Origin of the sequence: Paenibacillus selenitireducens, from assembly GCF_002021565.1 — a bacterium.
Taxonomy (GTDB): domain Bacteria; phylum Bacillota; class Bacilli; order Paenibacillales; family Paenibacillaceae; genus Paenibacillus_K; species Paenibacillus_K selenitireducens.
The window spans coordinates 174081-196067 of the sequence record NZ_MSZX01000008.1 but is presented as its reverse complement, the minus strand read 5'-3'; the positions used below and the strand labels follow the sequence as shown (position 1 = coordinate 196067).

At 39.7% G+C, this 21987-nt stretch carries 23 protein-coding genes and 1 pseudogene; 20 read left to right on the top strand and 4 right to left on the bottom strand.

Annotated features, from left to right (window positions below; all coding sequences use genetic code 11):
* The first annotated feature begins 7 nt into the window (after positions 1 to 7).
* The 4 genes from BVG16_RS20285 to BVG16_RS20270 all read left to right on the top strand — a co-directional run bounded on the left by BVG16_RS20285 (position 8) and on the right by BVG16_RS20270 (position 4554).
* Positions 8 to 1180, top strand: a complete 1173-nt coding sequence (locus BVG16_RS20285) for a sensor histidine kinase (RefSeq protein ID WP_078500990.1) — start codon at positions 8 to 10, stop codon at positions 1178 to 1180.
* The gene (locus tag BVG16_RS20280) at positions 1173 to 1901 is read left to right on the top strand and encodes a response regulator (RefSeq protein WP_078500988.1); all 729 of its coding nucleotides are present in this window, start codon (positions 1173 to 1175) and stop codon (positions 1899 to 1901) included. The genes BVG16_RS20285 and BVG16_RS20280 overlap by 8 nt, the downstream gene beginning before the upstream one ends.
* Before the next feature lie 105 nt (positions 1902 to 2006).
* Entirely contained in the window at positions 2007 to 2414 is a 408-nt protein-coding gene (locus tag BVG16_RS20275) for a hypothetical protein (protein ID WP_078500987.1), read from the top strand.
* Positions 2415 to 2568: 154 nt separating this feature from the next.
* Complete coding sequence (locus BVG16_RS20270) at positions 2569 to 4554, top strand: DEAD/DEAH box helicase (RefSeq protein WP_078500986.1); 1986 nt, start codon at positions 2569 to 2571, stop codon at positions 4552 to 4554.
* A 215-nt stretch (positions 4555 to 4769) separates the two neighbouring features.
* Here BVG16_RS20270 and BVG16_RS32900 read toward each other — a convergent pair whose 3' ends face one another.
* Positions 4770 to 4910, bottom strand: coding sequence for a hypothetical protein (locus BVG16_RS32900; RefSeq protein ID WP_158081734.1), 141 nt, complete (start codon positions 4908 to 4910; stop codon positions 4770 to 4772).
* A gap of 78 nt (positions 4911 to 4988) precedes the next feature.
* Here BVG16_RS32900 and BVG16_RS20260 point away from each other — a divergent pair, with 78 nt between their 5' ends.
* The 15 genes from BVG16_RS20260 (at position 4989) to BVG16_RS20190 (ending at position 15585) form a co-directional block, all read left to right on the top strand.
* Positions 4989 to 5459 (top strand): ComF family protein, encoded by a 471-nt coding sequence (locus BVG16_RS20260; RefSeq protein WP_144027431.1) that lies wholly within the window; start codon positions 4989 to 4991, stop codon positions 5457 to 5459.
* A 118-nt stretch (positions 5460 to 5577) separates the two neighbouring features.
* Entirely contained in the window at positions 5578 to 5997 is a 420-nt protein-coding gene (locus tag BVG16_RS20255) for a TIGR03826 family flagellar region protein (RefSeq protein WP_078500982.1), read from the top strand.
* A gap of 179 nt (positions 5998 to 6176) precedes the next feature.
* Positions 6177 to 6449 (top strand): flagellar biosynthesis anti-sigma factor FlgM, encoded by a 273-nt coding sequence (gene flgM / locus BVG16_RS20250; protein ID WP_078500980.1) that lies wholly within the window; start codon positions 6177 to 6179, stop codon positions 6447 to 6449.
* Between the two features lie 27 nt (positions 6450 to 6476).
* Entirely contained in the window at positions 6477 to 6977 is a 501-nt protein-coding gene (locus BVG16_RS20245; protein WP_078500978.1) for a flagellar protein FlgN, read from the top strand.
* Between the two features lie 31 nt (positions 6978 to 7008).
* Entirely contained in the window at positions 7009 to 8571 is a 1563-nt protein-coding gene (flgK, locus tag BVG16_RS20240; protein ID WP_078500976.1) for a flagellar hook-associated protein FlgK, read from the top strand.
* Positions 8572 to 8605: 34 nt separating this feature from the next.
* The gene (gene flgL / locus BVG16_RS20235; protein WP_198957512.1) at positions 8606 to 9493 is read left to right on the top strand and encodes a flagellar hook-associated protein FlgL; all 888 of its coding nucleotides are present in this window, start codon (positions 8606 to 8608) and stop codon (positions 9491 to 9493) included.
* A 21-nt stretch (positions 9494 to 9514) separates the two neighbouring features.
* A complete protein-coding gene (locus tag BVG16_RS20230) occupies positions 9515 to 10093 on the top strand; it encodes a DUF6470 family protein (RefSeq protein WP_078500974.1) in 579 nt (192 codons plus the stop codon).
* 67 nt (positions 10094 to 10160) lie between these two features.
* A complete protein-coding gene (gene fliW, locus BVG16_RS20225; protein WP_233147110.1) occupies positions 10161 to 10595 on the top strand; it encodes a flagellar assembly protein FliW in 435 nt (144 codons plus the stop codon).
* A complete protein-coding gene (gene csrA / locus BVG16_RS20220; RefSeq protein ID WP_078500972.1) occupies positions 10589 to 10816 on the top strand; it encodes a carbon storage regulator CsrA in 228 nt (75 codons plus the stop codon). The genes fliW and csrA overlap by 7 nt, the downstream gene beginning before the upstream one ends.
* A 129-nt stretch (positions 10817 to 10945) precedes the next feature.
* Complete coding sequence (locus tag BVG16_RS20215; protein ID WP_078500970.1) at positions 10946 to 11758, top strand: flagellin N-terminal helical domain-containing protein; 813 nt, start codon at positions 10946 to 10948, stop codon at positions 11756 to 11758.
* Positions 11759 to 11831: 73 nt separating this feature from the next.
* Entirely contained in the window at positions 11832 to 12884 is a 1053-nt protein-coding gene (locus BVG16_RS20210) for a glycosyltransferase family 2 protein (protein ID WP_078500968.1), read from the top strand.
* Positions 12885 to 12952: 68 nt separating this feature from the next.
* Positions 12953 to 14404, top strand: a complete 1452-nt coding sequence (fliD, locus tag BVG16_RS20205; protein WP_158081733.1) for a flagellar filament capping protein FliD — start codon at positions 12953 to 12955, stop codon at positions 14402 to 14404.
* Between the two features lie 16 nt (positions 14405 to 14420).
* Positions 14421 to 14828, top strand: a complete 408-nt coding sequence (locus tag BVG16_RS20200; protein WP_233147109.1) for a flagellar protein FlaG — start codon at positions 14421 to 14423, stop codon at positions 14826 to 14828.
* A gap of 5 nt (positions 14829 to 14833) precedes the next feature.
* Complete coding sequence (fliS, locus tag BVG16_RS20195) at positions 14834 to 15226, top strand: flagellar export chaperone FliS (protein ID WP_078500964.1); 393 nt, start codon at positions 14834 to 14836, stop codon at positions 15224 to 15226.
* Positions 15223 to 15585: a hypothetical protein gene (locus BVG16_RS20190; protein WP_078500962.1), complete on the top strand. Its 363-nt coding sequence runs from the start codon at positions 15223 to 15225 to the stop codon at positions 15583 to 15585. The genes fliS and BVG16_RS20190 overlap by 4 nt, the downstream gene beginning before the upstream one ends.
* 41 nt (positions 15586 to 15626) lie before the next feature.
* On the opposite strand, the gene BVG16_RS20185 is transcribed toward BVG16_RS20190, so the two are convergent.
* The 3 genes and pseudogenes from BVG16_RS20185 to BVG16_RS34205 all read right to left on the bottom strand — a co-directional run.
* The gene (locus tag BVG16_RS20185) at positions 15627 to 17585 is read right to left on the bottom strand and encodes a glycosyltransferase family 2 protein (RefSeq protein WP_078500960.1); all 1959 of its coding nucleotides are present in this window, start codon (positions 17583 to 17585) and stop codon (positions 15627 to 15629) included.
* Positions 17586 to 17606: 21 nt separating this feature from the next.
* Complete coding sequence (locus BVG16_RS20180) at positions 17607 to 19451, bottom strand: glycosyltransferase family 2 protein (protein ID WP_078500958.1); 1845 nt, start codon at positions 19449 to 19451, stop codon at positions 17607 to 17609.
* A 225-nt stretch (positions 19452 to 19676) separates the two neighbouring features.
* A pseudogene (locus BVG16_RS34205) lies at positions 19677 to 19894 on the bottom strand (transposase); the annotation flags it as partial.
* Between the two features lie 368 nt (positions 19895 to 20262).
* Here BVG16_RS34205 and BVG16_RS20165 point away from each other — a divergent pair.
* Entirely contained in the window at positions 20263 to 21963 is a 1701-nt protein-coding gene (locus tag BVG16_RS20165) for a glycosyltransferase (RefSeq protein WP_158081732.1), read from the top strand.
* Positions 21964 to 21987 lie beyond the last annotated feature (24 nt).

Genomic DNA, 21987 nt, shown 5'->3' with positions numbered 1-21987 from the left:
ATTGAACATGGAGCAGCAGGTGGATATGATAGACCGTGTCATTAAGAATGCCATCAGCGTCATGGAGAGCAGTAAATATCAAATCTATGAAATTTTGGATCATGCGCGCACGGAAATGCGTTCAATGAACCAAGAACTGCAGCTTGTGATGAAAGAGGCTGGGGAAACGGTCGATAAAGTAGATCAATTGCAACGGGATTATCGTCTTGCCCGGATTCGTCTAACGGAAGTAAGCCGTGATTTCGTACGGTATACGGAGACCGATATCAAAACAGCCTATGAAAAGGCAACACAAATTCAATTGGATTTAATGATTTTTCGGGAAAAAGAGATCTATTTGCGCGCGCGGCGTGATGATCTACAGAAACGTGTTCGTAATGTAGAGAAATCCATCGAGCGAGCGGAAACAATAGGATCGCAAATGAATGTTGTACTTGAATACTTATCGGGTGATCTGAATCAGGTCACCCGTATTCTGGAATCTGCCAAAAACCGACAATTGATTGGACTTAAAATTATCGTGGCACAAGAAGAGGAACGTAAACGCATTGCCCGCGAGATTCATGACGGCCCTGCACAATCCCTAGCGAATCTAGTGCTTAGGACGGAAATTGTCGAAAGAATGATGAATAAGCAGGATTTTAAACAGGTACAAGACGAATTAATAGATCTGAAATCGCAAATTCGTTTTGGCTTAGAGGAAATTCGTAAGGTTATCTTTAATCTCCGTCCCATGGCATTGGATGATTTGGGGCTGATTCCAACGCTCCGCAAATTCGTTCATGACTTTGAGGAGAAGGCGCGGATCCGTACAACCTTTGAAGTAAGGGGAAAGGAGATCCGCCTAAATTCGGGGATGGAAGCCGCGATTTTCCGATTGGTACAGGAAGCTTTTACGAATACCATGAAACATGCGCATGCTTCTTATGTTTCACTCGACATTACATTCCAGACACAAATGGTAAAGCTTGTCGTTCAAGACAATGGTATTGGCTTTAATAAAGAATCATTGGAAGAAAAAAAGAAAAAGCATACACATTTTGGTTTAATTGGGATGCAAGAAAGAGTAGAATTGCTAGAGGGGAGGATGGAAGTCGAATCCGCTGAAAAAGTAGGAACCAAAATTAGTTTTGTCATTCCTACAAACGCTAACAGTAGAGAGGAGTTGCAGGATGGATAACATGACAATGGGGAAGCAAAAAATTAAAATTTTGCTTGCCGACGACCACCAACTTTTTCGTGAGGGTTTAAAACGCATTTTAAATATGGAAGACGATCTCGAAGTTATCGGGGAGTGCGGGGACGGCATTCAAGTCCTTGAGTTCTGCAATCATACCAAGCCAGAAGTGGTATTAATGGATATTAATATGCCTATAGAAAACGGTGTTGTAGCGACGGAGCGTTTACGTGAAATGTTCCCGGACATTAAAGTTTTAATTCTCTCCATCCATGATGATGAGAGCTATGTGTTCGAAACGCTGCGCAAAGGCGCCTCCGGTTATTTGTTGAAGGATATGGAGGCAGAGGCTCTCGTAACAGCGATCCGTTCCGTGATCATAGGACATGCCTACATACATCCGAAAGTGACGGGCAAATTGATTCAACAGCTTCGTCGTATGACGTATTTGGATGAAATTGGCGTGATGAGCGATGGCAGCGAGGTGGTTCGCGAAGCTGGCGTGAAGTTTATGGCGAATGAAGACCACCCGCTAACGCGTCGTGAAGCGGAAGTACTTCGCTTAATGGCGGAAGGAAAGAGCAACAAAATGATCGGGGAATACCTGTTCATTAGTGAGAAGACGGTTAAGAACCATGTCAGTAGTATCTTGCAAAAGATGGAAGTGGAAGATCGCACGCAAGCGGTTATTAACTCCATTAAGCAAGGCTGGGTGACATTATAAAAAAGAGGAGACCGGTTACCATTCGAAGAGGACGAGGTGTCCATAGGATGTGAGGAACCGGCACCTTTCATGGCGCATATACTGTACCATGGGAGGTGAACCTCGATGTTACTTACGTTGTTGTGGATTGTATTGAGCTATGCTTTGGCCGTAGCGGCGGTGCATTTGGCGTTTCGCTGGCGGAAAAAGCATACATCGGGTACAACCAATCGCGAGGTAGAATATGTGCTGGTAACGAAGCAAAATCAATCTCAGATCGAATGGGTTGTTCGCGCTTTGATGATGTACGCATGGTTGCAAGGGAAAACATTACGTTTAACGATTATCGATGAGGATTCGACGGATTTGACCATACCTATTGCTCAAAGGCTTACGATGGATCAATATATCGATGTGAAAATTGTGAATCATACGGAGTGGAAACCGAATACGGATAGGTTGGCATTAGAAGCTCCTATTCCGATTCGATTGAATGATCCGGACGACTGGGCAAAACTTCCGTTTGTTCATTGAAGCTGGTAAACGATTACAAGAATGAACCTCGTGTGTATGGTTGAATACGGACGAATGTATAGCGTGTCGATGGTGAAGCACACCTCTTAAAGCGAAAGCTTTGAGAGGTGTGCTTTTTTGCATTTTAGGCGAAAAGAAATGGAGGAGAGTTAGGATGAGGGTGTATGTATATTCAGTGCTATGGCAAGGGAAATGGAGATGTCGATTCACGCTGGATTGGCGGGTAGATGTGAGATACTGGTTCAGTCAGGCAGTTGCCAATGGAGTTAGAGAGAATTCAAGCCATGCGGATGTAACAAACGAACGTTGTGCTCCAGAATTATGGATCACAACTTGCTGTATACCGTTAGGTACGGCCGTTGATGTTGTGGGGCAGTGGGGAGAAAGTAGGCTGGAAGTGCAGCGCTTGGTGAAATTGATGCAAGATGCTGAACCAGGGATTTTGGATTGGTTCGGTAGAGAGTGTATCCAGGTCAGACGTATAGGTGTGGAGGAGGTATGGCGGGAGATTGGGATTGGTGTAATTGAGGAGCATCGGAAAGGAAAGCTTGAAGGCGAGGGAGGGATATTGAAGGAAAGTCTGTGGTCTGATGCCGTATGGAAACAGATGAAGGATGAATCGGATTTGTTGGCCGCGCAAATAAGTGGACGTGCGTTGTTAGCGAATGAGGTGCAGGAATTGATGGCGGCAGCTGGGCTGGATCATGCCGTTGCGTATTGGAGGACGCTTGCCCAGCTGGCGTACATCCGTGGACAGGTGAAGCTTTTGAGCGGGATAACGACCCGCTCATTGGGGCAGTTCTCGCTGCTTCGCAGACAGCGAGAACTGCAGTGCTTGCGCTGCGGCAGCTCCGCAGCGCAACACCACCGCACGGCTTGCGCCGCGTGCGGTAACCCCGGCTGCGCCTATTGCGAGGCCTGCCTCGCAATGGGGCGCAGCCGCCGTTGTGCACTGCTGGTGCATGGCACAGCAGTGCACAACGCAGGCGCGTCCGCGGCGGGCGTTGCCCGCGCCGCGGAGCGCGCTCCCGCCACCGAGCCTGCGGCAAGGTGGCGGCTCAGTGAAGCGCAGCACGACGCTTCGCGTGCTGCGCTTCACTTCCTGCAGCAGCCGAGCGCTGCTGCAGCGGCTGCGCCGTCTTTCCTGCTCTGGGCCGTTACCGGCGCAGGAAAGACGGAAATGATTTTCCCGCTCATTGCGTATACGCTCGAGCGGGGACAGCACGTGCTCATCGCGACGCCGCGGCGCGATGTGGTGTTGGAGCTTGCGCCGCGGCTCGCGCAAGCCTTCCCTGAGCACCGTCTCGTCACCCTCTACGGTGGCAGCGAAGAACGATGGACTGCGGGTGACATCACGCTGTCCACGACGCATCAGCTGATGCGGTTTTATCACAAGTTCGATGTCGTGATTGTAGATGAGCTGGACGCGTTTCCTTATCACAATAATGAATTGCTGCAATATGCAGCGCGTAAAGCCTGTAAACCGGAAGGGAAATTCATTTTCCTATCCGCAACACCACCAGAGCCTATGCAGCGAGAAGTTCGCAGAGGGCGGCTGCCGCATGCCAAGGTACCCGTCAGGTTTCACCGGCATCCACTGCCTGTACCGCAAAGGTTAACCATAAAGCCATTACGACATTATTTGGAGAATAAAACTTTGCCCAAAAGTCTTCTTCATCAGCTAAGCAGGTCGGTCGAGCGCGGCGCGCAGCTGTTTTTATTTATTACGCGAATCAAGCAGACGGAGGCTTTCGTTCAGCTGCTTCGCCATTATTTTCCGGTGATTACGATCGAAGGGACTTCTTCAGAGGACAAGGAGCGGGGAGAAAAAGTCACGCGTTTCCGGAATGGTCAAAGTCGAATGCTTGTCACAACGACGATTTTGGAGCGGGGGGTTACGATTCCGAAGAGTGATGTGTTTATTATCGATGCAGATAGTGCGTTATTCGACGCTGCATCCTTGGTGCAAATGGCGGGTCGGGCAGGGCGCTCGAAGGATGACCCTGCGGGTCATGTGCTGTTTTGCGCTGCCGAATGGAATCGGGCCCAACGTTTGGCTGTCCGTCAGATCGTAGGGATGAATCGAATTGCCCGTCGACAAGGGTATCTTCTTCCTACCGATACGGAAAGGAGCTCATAAGGATGAATTTTTCGCATTGGCTGGCCAAGCTTTATGCTTTACTGGCTCCAAAAACGGAGGTTTGTCTAGCGTGTAACCGACCGATTCATCGACAACAAGGAGCGGATTTTCGAAGGTATGATCCATTTTTTCAAAACACAGATTCAACACTACACGGAGCATCGCTAACACGATCATCCTTGTTCACTCGCCCAACGGAACATCCATTCATCAACCTATGTGAAGCCTGCCTCTGTCAGATGGCTTGGATTCGTATTATTCGATGTCCCATCTGCGGTCGAGCCATAGGGTGTCCAGATTGTACCCGGAGAGGATCCGAGAGGACTTATTTTCAATACAATCGCAGTGCTGTTCAATATAGTCCCCCAATGAGGGAATGGTTGGCCCAGTATAAATTCCGAGAAAACGAGAGATATCTATCAATCTTGGGGTACATGGCATTGTTTGCGTATCACCAAGTGTTATTGCAGCAACTTATGTATAAGCAATCACCTCGTATAGACCTAATCACCTATGTCCCCGTTAGTGAGACGAGATTGCAGGAGCGGGGCTTTAATCAAGCGGAGCAGCTAGCGAGAATCGTAGCTCAATATGCTCATGTGCCAGTTCAATCGCTGCTTCAACGTAACAGGCACACAATCAAGCAAAGCATGAAATCGCGAGGTAATCGTATCGAAGATATGAAAGATGTATTTTCAGCTGTGAATAACGCGAATCATCAATTACAATCTCTATTCAAAATAAGAAATCCTAACAATCCTGATTCCCAAACCCTTCGTATTCTATTAGTGGATGATGTCTATACCACGGGCAGTACGATTAATGCATGTGCGCACCAGTTGAAGAAGTCCATAGATCCTGTTCACAAGCTAGAAATATATAGCTTAACCTGGGCTCGTTCATAGGTCATAACGCTAAACTTTTGAGCAAAAATGACGATAATATAGGTAGAGTGAAAATAGTCATAGAGTTTGTTAAAATAGTCTTATACTATGCACATGCAATGAAGGGAGCGTCTGGCCCATGAATGTGGAGAATTGCCCACGCTGCGATCGAATATTCGCCAAAGGGATTCGTGATATTTGTCCGAGATGTTATCAAGATATTGAACAAGAATACGAAATTTGTGTTAAATATTTACGTGAATATAAACAAGCAACGATGCAAGAGCTTTCCGAAGAAACGGGCGTATCGGTCTCGCAGATTACGAAGTTTCTACGCGAAGGCCGTATATCGATGAAAAATGCGCCAAATATGTCGTACCCATGCGATGCTTGCGGTCTGCCGATCCGTGAGGGCAATTTGTGTATCCCTTGCCGCAGTCGTCTTGTAAAGGATATTAATCATTTAAAAGAAGATAACCGTCGCAAAGAATTGCAGAACGAATCTCAGGCCGGAAACCAAGTCTATCGGGCAGTAGATCGTTTCCGAGAACGAGAATAGACAAGTAGAAGATTCCAACGAAGAGCTGCGGAAGGTTTCCGCTGCTTTTTTGTTTTTAAATATCGATAAGGTAGCGTAGATTACTTTTGCATAAAATGAACTATCTCTAAAAAATATTCCAAGAACAACCGATAATGATAGTAACAAACGATCGGTTGAATAACGAGGGGGGAAGAGCAATGAAAATTAATGAGACGCAACGAATCGGTGCCATTAATCAGTACCAACGGAATACGGATGCGCGTCAAGGCAGCGTCAATAAGAAAACGCGCCAGCTGGATGAGGTGTCCATTTCCCCGGAAGCCAAGGAGATGCTGGATGCTCAAGCACGTGCAGTAGATCCTGAGCATGCCAAGCGAATTGCAGATCTGAAGCAATCGGTAGCAACGGGAACGTATCGCGTTGATGCGAACAAAATAGCCGAGAAACTCCTACCGTATTTTCGGAATTAAGACTTGATAGAAATTAGGTGAACCACATTGGCGATTCAGGCATTGATCGATACCTTAGAAGAAATGAATGCGCAGCATACTCTGATGCTGGAGCTTGGAGAACGGAAGAAGCAAGCGATTATCCAGAATGATGTGGATGAACTGACGCGAATCGTCAATAAAGAAACAAAGTTTGTTAAGCACATCGAAGAATTGGATCAGGTTCGCCAGCAAGCGGTTTATGAATTTTTGCACGAGAAAGGGATTAAATCGAATCTCAATCTCAATATCACGGAGCTGTTGCGGATGGTATTCCATCCGGAGGAGAAGCGCAGGTTAATGGACGTTCAGCAGAAATTTACCCAGACATTAACGGAACTCAAACATTTGAACACGCTTAACCAACAAATGATAGAACAATCCTTAACGATCGTGAATTATTCGCTGGATTTAGTAACGGGTGGGCCCGAGGATGAAGTGATATATCAGCATCCGGGTCACCCGGGCTATTCGCCTAAGCGCAAAGGCATGTTCGATTCAAGGATTTAACCATAGACGATAAGATTCAGGGAGGGAAATCATGACTTCAACTTTTCATGGCATAGAAACGAGCAGAAGAGCGCTATCGACTCAAATGGCTCTCATGCAGACGATGGGGCATAATGTAGCGAACGCGAATACAGACGGATATTCTAGACAACGGGTCAATGTATCGGCATCGCGTCCGATTGAAGCGTTAGGATTTACGAAAAGTAATGCGGCGGGGCAACTCGGAACCGGGGTTGAATATAACAGCATCACGCGTATCCGCGATAAATTTTTAGATGATCAATTCCGCAATGAGAGCAAAGACTTCGGAAATTGGAGTGTTCAATCCGATACGCTTGGGAAGCTCGAATCGATTATTAACGAACCTTCGGATACGGGGATTCGTACGGTCATCGATAACTTCTGGAAGTCATGGTCTGATTTGAGTCAGAATCCTGAGAATGTGACAGGCCGCAAAGTCGTTCGTGAGAACGCGATGGCGCTTGCGGATGCATTTAATTATACAAGTAAAAAATTAAGCGATCTGAGTGCCGATCTTACCAATAATATCGAAGTGAAGTCGAATCAGATTAACTCGATAACAGGTACGATTGCCAGCTTAAATGACGAAATTCACCGTCTTGAGGGATTAGGGGATCATGCGAATGACTTGCGTGACCAACGTGATCTATTGACAGATCAATTGTCTCAAATTGTGAATATTACCGTTTCCGATACACCGGAAGGGTATACGATTAACATGGGCAGTACGAACCTTGTTACGTTTGATACGGCAACAGCTACGACTGGGGCATCTTTGACATCTGCGGTTGAATCTGGAGATATTAGCAGTGGCGAAGTATTCGGTACCGTAACAGCACGTGATCGTTATGTAGCCGACTATCAAAATCAATTGAATACGTTGGCAAACACAATAGCTAATGGTGATGTGCAAATTACGATTCCTAAAGGTTCTGTATTGCCTAACGGCACTGTGCTGAACGGTGTTACATACTCTGGGGCGAATCGTACAGTCAATGCAGATACAACGGTGACGATCAAAGGTTTAAATGGCTTGCAAAAGCTTGGTTATACCTTGAATAATCCGGTTCAAACGGGTGTGGATTTCTTTACATCGAAAGATGGAGCTCCGATTACCGCAGCTAATTTCCAACTCAACACGATTATCGCGGATGATCCTGGACGTATTGCGACTTCCATGCGTACGACCACGGCGGGTACGACGGAAGAGGTTACGAAAGGGAACAACACGTTGGCACTATTAACTTCACAGTTGAAGGATTCCAACTTTACTTTTGGAGCAACAGGCAGCGGTACGGTGGTTTCGAATGGAACGATTGACGATTTCTTCCGCTCTGTGGTGGGACAACTTGGGGTACAGACGAGTGAGGCGAATCGGAACGCAACCAATCAGAAGGCGCTTGTCGACCAAATTTCTTCTCATAAATTATCGGTCAGTGGTGTCTCGATCGACGAAGAAATGTCCAATATGATCATGTACCAGCATGCTTATGCGGCGGCGTCCAGAGCAATGACGACCTTCGACCAAGTCTTAGATAAAGTCATTAATAGTATGGGCGTTGTAGGCAGATAGGGATAGAGACTAAGTTGATCGAGGGGGAAGCAATATGTCAATGCGCGTAACACAAGGTATGATGACAAATCAGTTATTGCGTAATATTACGAATAACTATAACAATATGAATAAATATCAAGAAAATTTGTCCACAGGACGCAAAATCAACAAACCATCGGACGATGCAGTTGGTATTACCTATGCACTTCGATACCGCAGTGAGTTGTCTATGAATGAACAATACCAGAAGAATATGGATGCTGCCAAATCTTATGTTGAGCATACAGATACGGTTATGGGACAGATTAATGACGTTATGCAGCGTGCAAATGAATTGACAGTCAGAGGTGTTAGTGGCTCCAATCCACAGTCAGCATTAGATGCGATCAGTGCTGAGCTTGGTGGATTATACGATACCTTATTAACTCTAGGAAATGATCAAATGAACGGGAAGTATATATTTAACGGACAGAAGACGGATGTTGAACCTTATCAGACAGGTGCAGAATCAACAGATACACAGAAGATTAATTTTCAATCTGCAGCAGGTGTCATGATACCAATTAATGTGACGGGGAATGAAGTGTTCGGTGCAAGTACGGACCCTGATAACATGTTTACTGTGATTAAGTCTATTCAGGCAGCTTTCAAGAATGGTGATCAGGATGGAGCTAAGGATCTAATGTCTGGTTTAGAATCGAGAATGAATAAGTTTCTTGATATGCGTTCAGGAGTTGGTGCGCGGTCTAACCGTATCGATCTTATGGATAATCGGCTTAAAGATCTCAATACGAACCTAACGGAGCTGCAATCGAAGACGGAAGATGCGGATATGGCAGAGACCATCATTAAATTACAAACCCAAGAATCGGTCTATCAAGCGTCTTTGTCTAGTGGAGCCAAAATCATTCAACCGAGTTTACTCGATTATCTTCGTTAAGTTTGATAAAGGAGGAGCACGATGGAGCTTCAACGTTTATCAATTCGGCAAACCTATGGTAAATTAGGGATGGAGACACAGAACGCTCAGCAAACGATGGAATCACCGCGAGGAGAATTATCTATCGAAACGCAGCAACCTATTATTCATGGGAATTATGAACCAGGTAATTTATCGATTGATTCTTCTGCGGCATGGAATGCACTTGGTGTTGGTTCACATGGACAGTGGCTCAATTTGATATATAGTCAAATGGATCAGATTGCTTTACAAGCCATCGCTAAGCAAGTAGAAGATGGACATCGTATGGGTGATATTACGAACAAGCGTAATGCCTTTGCTGATATTGCCAAGAAGGCAAGTCAAGGCGACTTGGAACCGGTTAATTATACAACACCAGCTTCTGTACTTAATGTAAAGGTACAATTTGATCCTGCACCGTATCAGTCTGAGGTTGTGCAGCAAGCAAATATAAATATGAGTTATACGCCGCAAAGGGTTAACGCACAGTATGAAGCAGGAAAAGTAAATATAAGTATTAGAGAACCATATTCTATTGATATTCGTGTGACGGATTATTCAATGGACTGGGAATCTTAAGGATGAAGTTGGACAGGCTATAGCTATGCTATAGTCTTCTGTTCTTTTTAGAGGGAGGAAGAAAAAAATGTTGATACAAGAATTGGACGGCAAGGTCATACAATTGAATGGGTCATTACTAGGGTTTGGGCATCTGCAAGAATTTTCGATTCATGCGGTAGAGGGGAATAGATTATTCGCCTTGTTGCAGTCCAAGGAAGAAGAGGGTGTTGGTTTTGTTGTGGCTTCACCATTTTCCTTTTTTACATCGTATACCTTTGAAATTGCGGAAGAAGATAAAGAAGCTATTGATCTGCTAAAACCAGATGATGCTCTCATACTTGCGATCATGACGATTAAAGATCCTTTTAACAGTTCAACCATGAATTTATTAGCGCCTATTGTGGTAAATATTGAGAATATGAAGGGAATACAAATCGTCCTCCCTCCGAAGTATGAATATCAGACAAGAACTTCAATCGCTGAAGGACAATTATTAAAAGGTGGTGGAGTATCTTGCTGATTTTGACACGTAAGAAAGGTCAGTCTATCGTCATTAATGATAATATAGAAATTATAATTTCTGCCATCGATGGAGACCAAATAAAAATTGGAATAAATGCCCCCAAAAACGTAAAGATATACCGCAAGGAAGTTATTGAAGCTATTCAAGAGAGTAATATGGAAGCAATGACTTCCACACTAAATATGGATTTGTTAAAAAATATGATGAAAAGCGAATAATTTTTTGTTTTTTCGACATTTCACTATAAACAATCGATAAATTCATCCGATATATATAACATGAAGCGGTAAAACGCTCAAACATCCACACGGAAGTGGAATAAACCAATTTCAGGGAGGAAATATCCAATGATTATCAATCACAATCTAAACGCAATGAACGCACACCGTAACCTACAAGGCAGCAACATCGCTCAAGGTAAATCCAGTGAGAAATTGTCTTCCGGTTATAAAATTAACCGTGCAGCAGACGATGCAGCAGGTCTTTCAATCTCCGAGAAAATGCGTACACAAATCCGCGGTTTGAACCAAGCTCAATCCAACGTTCAAGACGGTGTATCTCTAGTACAAACAGCTGAAGGTGCTATGAACGAAGTATCCGATATGCTTTCTCGTATGAAAGAACTTGCAGTTAAAGCTTCAAATGGAACTTACAATGCTTCTGACTTGGGCGCTATCGATGCAGAATACAAAGCATTATCTTCTGCTATTAATAATGTTGCGAATAAAACGAAGTTTAATGGTATCAGCTTGTTGAACACTGCAGCTAACGCTTCAGTATCCATTCAAATGGGCGATAATAAGGATGATGAAATTGCTATTAATCTAACCAATATCACAACTGCATCATTAGCTCTTGGTAGTACCATTGGCAATACTGCTAGTGCAAAAGCTGCAATGGCTCTAATTGATTCTGCTATTGGTTCTGTTAATACTGCACGTTCTAACTTTGGTGCGGTACAAAACCAATTAGAGCACACATTTAATAACTTAGGTGCTACTACAGAGAACTTACAAGCAGCTGAATCTCGTGTTCGTGATACAGATATGGCTAAAGAAATGATGAACTATACAAAATTGAACATCTTGCAACAAGCTTCTACTTCGATGCTTGCTCAGGCAAACCAAGCTCCTCAAGGTGTACTTCAATTAATTCGTTAATCAATCGTTCTAATAATTAATTTTAAGGAGCCCATTACATCGTAATGGGCTCTTTAAATAGTTTGGAGGGTATATGAAAGTCAGTGTATGTATGATCGTTAAGAATGAAGAAGTGAATATAGCAAGAGCTCTAAAGAGTATTCCGGATCATTACGAGACGATTGTTGTTGATACAGGTTCTAGTGATAAGACCAAAGCAATAGCTAAGGCTCTTGGAGCTCAAGTTTATGATCATGAATGGTGCGAAGATTTTGCATGGGCAAGGAATATGTCATGTTTCTATGCAACAGGAGACTATATACTAATATTGGATGCAGATGAACAACTAGGTGATAACGTAGATGAAACTATAAGGAATCACGTCTTGCAGTGTCCAGAGGAACCAGGAGCCGTATTGATCGAGAATGATACGGATGAGGGTGTGACTCGTCATCGGATGATAAGGTTTTTTCCGAACTTGCCCAAATTCAATTATATTGGCATTGTTCATGAACAGTTATTTAATGGGGATTTACCTGCTTCATATGTCCCAATGGAACTGGTCTTATATCATTATGGATATATGGAAGAACAATATTATAGTCATCAGAAAGAAATTAGATACATTTCGCTTTATGAGAAGCATCTTAAAGAACGTCCTGATGATGGTTATATGTTATATCAATTTGGTAAATTATATTATAGTATAGGTCAGCTTGAAAGCGCCAAGCATTATTTAATTAAGGGAATAGAGCAGCAAGAAAGAAATCGTCTTTACTTCCCCGTTATGCTAGTGATGTATGGTTATGTTCTTAAAGAACAAGGGAAGGTAAACGAGGCTGAACATTTAATTAGCCAGTATGTTGTTGAATACCCGGAATACCCAGATTTATTCTTCCTCCAAGGGATGTTAGCTATGGAGACGGGGAATGTTCAGCAGATTGAGCGATCTTATTTACATGCGCTTACAATAGGAGAGACGACGAAATATAGCTCTGTAGCTGGCGTCGGAACGTTCAAAGCAGCTTTTAATTTGGGGTTATTCTATGAAATGACAGGACAATTAGCTAAGGCGAAAGAGTATTATAACATCAGTTCAAATTATAGTTTTAAACCAGCATTAGAAAGGCTATTTTTTTTGTCGTAGCTATTTAATAATATCACGCGGATTTCGATATATAATATAAGGATATTTCGTGCGAGGGGATGAAAAATATGGTTATGCGTATTACAGGAATGGGATCTGGACTTGATATTGATAAATTAGTAACAGATTTAATGAAGGCCGAGCGCATCCCGCTAGATAAGTTGAAGCAGAAGAAGACAACAGTCAGTTGGACAAGTGATTTATATCGTGAGGTAAATACGAAACTTACCGCTTTGAGAAAAGCTGCAAATAGTATTCGTTTAAATGGCGACTGGCAAAATAGTAAGGCAACATCATCAAACGAAAGTGCTGTAAGTGCAACAGCACAGGCAGGCGTCCCGCTATCAAGTCATAGTGTGATAGTTAAACAATTAGCTACAGGTGCAACGATCACAGGGAGCAAGCAAGCTGATAACTTTGATCCGGCAAATGTAACTATCGGTACAGATGGAATATTAATGCTAAACGGTAAGGAAGTAAAATATTCAGCTTCTGACAGTGTTAAGAGTGTAATGGATAAAGTAAATGCTTCGGATACTGGTGTACGGATGAATTATGACGAATTGACGAAGCAAGTATCCCTTGTAACGAAAGAGACAGGAGCATTGGAAAAACTGGATTTAAGTGGATCCACGGGAACTTTATTGGGGACTATAGGTGTCTCAAATACACTGGCCAGTGGTCAGAACGCAATAGTAGTCTTCGATGAGAAAAAAAATAGCGATTCAGATCCTGGTATTACAATTTCATCTGCTTCTAACACATTTACGGCTAATGGAATAACGTATAGTTTTAAAGAGGTGACTTCCGAGCCCGTTAAAATAAATGTCGTTGGTAATGATGATGGCATGGTTAAACAAATTCAAGAATTTGTGGATCAATACAATTCAACGATTGATTTGTTGAACGAGCGTTCCAAAGAAAGAAAATCTAGAGGCTATAGTCCATTAACAGACGATCAAAAGTCTGATATGAAGGAAACGGATATAAAAAATTGGGAGGAGCAAGCGAAGAAAGGATTATTGAGTAATGATCAAATTATTAAATCGACACTTCGAGATTTAAGATCAATTATAAGTGGTGTGGTTTCCTCAAATCCAGAAGGATTCAAAGTGCTGTCTAGTATCGGGATTGATACTATGCCTTACAGTGCAGCCTCACCGAATGACTCAGGTAAACTAGTAATTGATGAGGCAAAACTTCGTAAAAGTATTGCAGAAGATGCAGGTAGCGTTGTTGCATTATTCACTAATCAGAGTAATGGAATAGCGAGCAAGATATATGATCGTTCAAATTCAGCCTTATCAGAGCTTATTGAAAAAGCTGGTGGAGTAGGGACGCCTACGGATAGTATTATAACTACATTAGGACTCCAGATGAAAGGTATTAATACACAGATCGATAAGTTTAATACGAAGCTTGCCATGAAAGAAGAGTATTATTACAAACTTTTTGCTCAAATGGACTCAGCTGTTGCGAAAAATAACTCTCAATTAAATTGGCTTTTATCTAATGGTTAATTAAACGAAAGGTGATGTGAATGAAGCGATGGATGGAAGCGTAGTTAATTCAATGGCTAGTATTCATAAACAGCCTGTAGGTGAGAGGGTGCCTATCATTGATGTTAGTAACGACAGTCAACTAACTAAAGCGAATGATTTATCCACCATGAGCATCTCAGAGCTCCTTCATAAGAAAAGGTATGAACTGTCGATTTCGGACTCGGCATTTCAGGAAATTATTACAAAGGCGAATAAAGCTTTACAAGGAATCGAAACTAAGTTAGAAGTTAGTGTTCATAAGAAAACAGGGGATATTATGGTAAAGGTCCTTAATAAAGAGACTGATGAAGTTGTTCGCGAAATTCCTCCCGAGAAGTTTATTGATCTCGTAGTAAAACTTCAGGAACTTTCAGCAGGGATCATTATTGATGAGAAAAGGTGATAGGAATGATTAATAATCAGGCACAAGATACCTATTTGAGAATGCAGGTTCAGACTGCTGCACCATGGGAATTAACAACATTATTATTTAATAGTTGTATTAAATTTATGAAACAAACGATCACTGCAATTGAGAGTAAAGATTTTGAGAAAAAAAATATGTACATTAAGAAATCCATAGATATATTGGACGAACTTATTATCACTTTAAATCGAAATTATGATATTTCTAAACAACTTGAAGCATTGTATAATTACATGAAAGAAAAATTATTTTTAGCCAATACGAAGGTAGATACATCGCATATAACGGAATCTATAACATTAATGACTGATTTAAGGGACACTTGGGTACAAGCTATGAAGCAACTTCATACAAAACAACAGGTTAATCAATGATGACTTCAAACGATGCTATGCAATCTTTACACCGATTGAGAGAAATAACTATTGCTTTACAATACCTTGATTTTAGCGATGAAGCTGATTGTTTCCTATTAGAGGAGTTGCAACGAGAGCAAGTAACATTAAGAGAGCTACTTACTCCTTGTATGCCCGAATTACTACAGCTATCTGATGCGAAACACATTATTAAACAATGTGTGGAGTTAGAAGAATCTTTGAATAGCAAACTGAACCAATCTCTTTTATGGGCTGAAGAGCAACTCCTTAAGTTGCAAATTGGTTCTCGATCTAAAAACATGTATACGAATAATTTTGTCCAAGCAGAGGGTTTTTTTATTGATCGAAAGAAATAAGAGAAGCTGGTATCATGAGTTTGATACCAACTTCTCTTATTTTATTTCATGAATAATTTTTGGGTAATTGGCGTTGAAGCATAACCGGGAAAAAAATTTAAAAATTGATCAATGTAATTTCTCTTTAAAGTGCCACTAGGAGAACATTCAAATAACTTTATATATGTTTTCAATACTAGCGGATTTAAATCAATAGACTTAGAAAAGACCTCCACAGCTTCGAATACATTCCCTGTGTTTAAGTAGTATTGCCCAATATTGGCATATCCTGATGCGTCAAGCTTATCTTTTTGTATTAGCATGGAGTAGTAATCAAAGGCTAAATTCAGTTGTTGATTTGAATAATAATAGTCACCTAACAAATTAGCAAAAGTATCTTGTTGTTCTGGAAATTGCTGAATTAACCAATCGTATACGTCAAAATATTCACTTTTATACAGATCAATAAGTAGATTAGAAACGGATTGTATATCTGCTTTGTTTAAAGCTAAAAACTCTGATGATGGATTATTTATTAAATGATTAAATGTATTCATAATATTTGTATTATTTTCAGTAGAAATCAGATGTAATAACAGATTGTTATCTTTCCACAAGCAAATACCAAGCCCAATTAATTTGTTTAAATAATCGATTTCATCGGGCTGAATTTGTTTGGGTACATTTGGTAATTCATTTCTAAATAATGTTTCATCGTATGTAACGAACGCATAGTGAATCAAGTATATTGAGTTGATTTTTATGTTTAAAGCTGAACATTTACTAAAAAAGTGTGATGCTAAAGTACTATTGCCGATGAATAGACTTGCTTGAAAGAGAAGTGGCAGTGATGAAATTGTGTTTTCGGTGTATAAGTTATCAAGAAAACTAATTACGACAGGCACTTCGTCAGTTAAAAGTAGTAAATGAATTAGTGTGGTTAGATTAGTAAGTTCCTTATGCTTTAATTCAATAAGCTTTATTAATGAAGTCACAGCTTTTGAATAGTTCTGTTTAGCTATGTATATTTCTGAAAGTCTTGAATAAGAGAGTGCAGCAAGATCTGGAGAAATAACCCAAAAATTCACTTTATGTGTAGATTTTTCTTCTGCCTGGCGAATACACTGTTCGAATAAAATAATTGCATCTTCGAATAATCCTAATTGATTAATAAACTCTGCTTTGATATGTAAGAAGTCAATATATTGTGGCCATAGTTGAATACACTCGTCATTGATTTTTAAAGCCTCTTTGAAGTGGCCTAATTGAATAAGGGATGTAACAATTTTATATTTACAATAAACGTAAAAGGTCATTTTACGTGACTTTTTGGTATCAGCACGTTGATAATAGTACAGAGCCTTCTTTATATCACCTAGTGCTTCATATTCATTAGCTAAAGTGAAATAATCATACTCTTCAAATTTCTTAATCAATTTCATTTCATTAAAAATAGAAAGATTTCGATTTCTTTTGTCTTTATTTTTAATAATATCTGATGTATAACCAGTATGGAATATAATGAAATTTACATCTTGTAATGGTAGCTCTCCATTTTTATATTTGACTTGTTCGTGAATAGGTCTTTCAAAATATATGTCGGGATGATTACTTATGATACGAACTGCATCGGACTCGATAATATTATTGGAGCCAGCTCTATCTGTTAGATTATAAATTGGTAATGTAAAACCTTGTGGTTTCGTATTATCTTTTTGACTAAGGTAGTTAATGATCTTAGAGTGCTCTTCAATATCAAGATATTCATCAGCATCAAGAACAAGTACCCACTTGCTAGTTGCTTTAGATATTGCTTCGTTTTTAGCCGCTGAGAAATCATTAATCCACGTAAAGTCATATATTTTATCTGTAAATTCTAGAGCAATTTCTTTGGTCCGATCTATAGATCCTGTGTCCACGATGATCATCTCATCTACTAGATCTTGCACACTTTCCAAGCAACGACGAAGAACTTTTTCCTCATCTCTCACTATCATGCATAAGGATAACAATGAATTCATTCTAATTCCCCACTTGTCTTATTAGTTATTGTGAATTGGCGGTACAAAAGGTAATTGTATGTAGTTAGGAAATAAATCATAAAACTGTTGAACAATCCTTTTTGTTGGATGTTCTGAGGTAAGGAAATAAAGTATATACAAAGTTAAATGATCTGGTTGTAACTGAATTGTGTTTCTAATGAAATCAGAAGCATCAAGTAAATAACCTTGTTTTATATAATAACGTGAAATGTTCAGAATTCCTGATAGATTTATTTGGTTGTTATCTAATAACGTTGAATAATAGTCAATCCCTAAATCAATATGCTGGTTATCAAAAAAGTAATCAGCTAAATCATTGATTATAATGGGATGGTTATAATCAGTTACTTTCAGTAGTGTATCATACATTTCATATTGACCTAAGCGGAATAAGGATATTAGTAATGAGGACTTTAGATCTTCGTTGATCGAAATGTCCATATTCCCCTCAATAAGAATTGATTTTAGAATTTTACTTATTTGTTGTAATCGGCCAGTAGTATTCGTATTGTTTGTTTCATACTCCATAATCAGCTCATTGTTCTTTGTTATTACAGCATAATAAAACGGAAGATCAGGACGGTTTTGAAAATTTAGATGTTTACATAATTTCCAGTAATAGTGACTAAGTTCAACAGAGGCTAACAACAAAGAGGTCTCAAATAGCATTATCAATTGATAGTCTTCTGGTTGCTTATATACTTGATTTAGGAACATAATAATCTGATCTATTGATTCGTGATCTAATAAAAGTGGAAGTAGCTTAAGTAAAACTCCTTGATTATTAACATTAATATATAGAAGCTTGGTTAAAGCATGGACCGCATTTTCAATATCATGTTGTCTTAGAAAGATAAGTGACAGCAATTGATAAGATAAGTTACTTCCGTAATTTGGACTGATTATCCAGGTTTGAGAACTTTCAGAACTCTCAGCTATATGAATACATTGATGTAGGGCTTGAATAGCATATTCATCAGCCCCAATCTCCATAAAGAGAGATCCCTTGAACCAATAAAAATCACAAGCTGAAGGCCATAATTCTATTGCATGTTCACAAAGTTCATACATCTCCGAATATTGTCTAAGTTTAAATAAACACTGCAGCATCTGCGCAAGGCATTGTGGCATCCAAGTTTTTCCGTATTCTTGATTTTTATAGGCTAAGCTATAGTGCTGTAATGCTAGAGAATAGTTACTTAAGGCAAAGTATTCATTACCCAAAGTGTAATTGTCGTAACAATTTAACTGTTTGTTTGTTTTTAAATGTTCAAAGATGTTGAGGTTTCGTTTTGATTTTTGCTTTTGCTCCATAGATTCGGTTGTATAACCAGTATGGTAAATCGGTAAATCAAATCTCACAAACTCTAATTCTTCTTTAGTACTTATTACTTGTTCATGTATTGGTCTGTCAAACTTGACTTGAGGATCGTTAGAGAATATCCGTACAGCTTCAATCTGATTAAGGTTCCCTGAGTTTGGTGAACCAACAAAATTATATATAGGGACAATAATTGCAATAGGTGATTTATTTGGTAAAGATGATAAGAAATTTATTATTTGATTGTATTTCGTAAGATCAATATATTCATCAGCATCCAGAACAAGAATGAACTGACTTGTGGCATAAGATATTGCTATATTTCTTGCTGCCGAAAAATCATTATCCCATTGATAATCGTAAACTTGGTCTGTAAAGTGAAATGCAATCTCTTTCGTTCGGTCTTTAGAACCGGTGTCAACAATAATAATTTCATCTACGAGTCTGCTAACACTATTCAAGCATCTCTCTAGTACTTTCTCTTCATTCTTTACAATCATGCATAACGATAATAGTTTTTTCATACGGTATCCTCCTTGTGAGTTACTTGCCTATTTGTGTACAAAAAAACCATATAAAATATAGCTCTATATATTAATATCGGAAAAAGTGGAGATTTTTTTTGCTCTTAATAAAGTTAGCTATTAATAATCTTGTCCGATGTCGATAAAGCAACAAATGGTTAAGGCTAATCTTAGAAAATCGATTTGATACAAAATACAGCAATAAAATAAAGGCTCTACCCAAGATTAGTGGTCGACACTTAAATTGGACAAACAGTGACGATTGCATTCAATCAGAATTCCCGCGTTGTAACAATCTCGTTTACGTGTAAAGTAGTGACGGCGTTGATAAGCTTTGATAAGATTATGCATCCTTCTAAGGCCGCATTTTTCCAGCGACAGCTATGGTAATTTACTATCTTTCCCTCCCAATTTTACATCGTTTTCAACGTACTTCGTACAGCATCGGGGTCTTCCTAAATGCAGTTCATTCTGATCGTGGGAGAGAATGTTATGAATCGGAAGTTCAGGCATTACGAGCATTTCGTAGATATACTGAAGTTACATCTGGTCATTTCCTTTTTGTATTTGGTGAGACTTACAACAATACTGGATTGGCAGATGTTTTCAATTTACTTCAAGTTATTTAAATTACTACTAATTTCGGTCTGGAGCTTTCATTTCTAAGAACATATGTGATTTCTAACAAGAAATGAAGTTAAAGTCTTATATTATTGTCTAATTATGTCGATATATAATAAAGTGTTTTTTTATCATAGCGTAATTCCAATTTTACTAGATCAATAAACTAAGAGCATCAGGAGGAATTCATTTGATAACTAGTATAGTTATTGCAACTTTTAATAAATTAGAATACACAAAAGCTTGTATAGAGAGTATTAGACAATATACGGCTCAAGATAGTTATGAAATTATTGTAGTAGATAATAAATCGACCGACGGTACAGCGAACTGGTTGATGCAGCAAAATGATATACATGTAATTTTTAACGATCAGAACTTTGGGTTTCCAAAAGCTTGTAATCAAGGCATAGAGGTTTCCAATGGAGATTCTATTTTATTATTAAACAACGATACTATAGTAACTTTAAATTGGTTAGATCAAATGTTACTGGCATTATATAGTGCAGAACATATTGGAGCTGTAAGTACAGTTACAAACAATTGTTCAAATTATCAAGAAATCCCTGTTCCTTACAATACGATTGAGGAGATGCAGAAGTTTGCGGGCTCATATAATCGAAGCAATCACGAGCAATGGGAAGATCGAGGGCGGTTGATTGGCTATAATCTTCTAATTAAGAAGCATGTACTCGAAGAAATTGGATTGTTAGATGAAATGTTTACACCAGGTAATTACGAAGATGATGATCTGAGTTTAAGGATTCGTTTGGCTGGGTACAGATTGTTATTGTGCAAAGATACATTTATACATCATTTTGGAAGCACTTCGTTTCGTGATAATGCTGAAGGATATTTGAAGTTAATGAAAATAAACCAACAGAAGTTTTTGGGGAAGTGGGGATTCAGCCCACATCTGCTGTCTGATATTAATTATTATTTGGTAAATCAAGTGCAAAATCCACGTGACGCCTTAATAAAGGTTTTGGTGGTCGGCTGTGGCGTTGGGGCATATTTTATTGAATTAAGAAATCGGTATCCTAAGGCAGAATTTTTTGGTATCGAAAAAAATGAGAAGGCCGCAAAGGTGGCTAACTTGGTGGCGAGTATTAATGTTCACGAATTAGGAGAATATAGTTTTGATTACATTATTATTAATAACATTGAAGAGCGGGATAATCTAAAAGATGAATTAACTTATTATTCAAAGTGCTTAAGTAGTACAGGAAAATGTATTTTAATACTTCCACACCTCTTACACCATAGTATTTTGCATAATCTGATTAATGGTGGAATTGATCGACAAAAGTTAAACTATTTGCAGAGTTTTGAGATAGAGCCGCTATGTAAGGAAGCAGGATTTGAACGTATAGAATCTATGGCTTTAACTTCGAGCCTTACAGATATGGAGAGCTTTTTTGTTGAGCAATTGCAGAATTTAAGTAACCAGAAATCAGTTCAAACTTTTGCTATATCCTGTTTTCTAGTTACAGCAACCAAGCAGACGCTTGAAGAGGAAATCAAGTCAGTTCTAAATGAATTGATAATACAGACAGACACTTCTTATTATGTGATGAAGTTAGTGAAATATGATGTTGAAGAAATACTAAAAGTTGTAAAATCCAGTAGTGGCACTCAGGTAATTGAAGTATTAAATTACATTGGGATGTGTTTGGTAGAACATTCTGAACCCAAATCTGGTCTTCCTTACCTTACAGCAGCCTTTGAAATTGACAATGAGAACCATACAACATTGTTGAACTTAGGAGTTACGATGTATTTGTTGGGTAACCTTGAGTTATCGCTAGAATGGTTGGAATTAATATCAAACAAAACAGAGCATATTCAGAAATGGATTACGCAAATTCATGCAGAAATATCATCACAATAAAGATTGAAGAAAAAAAGGAAATGT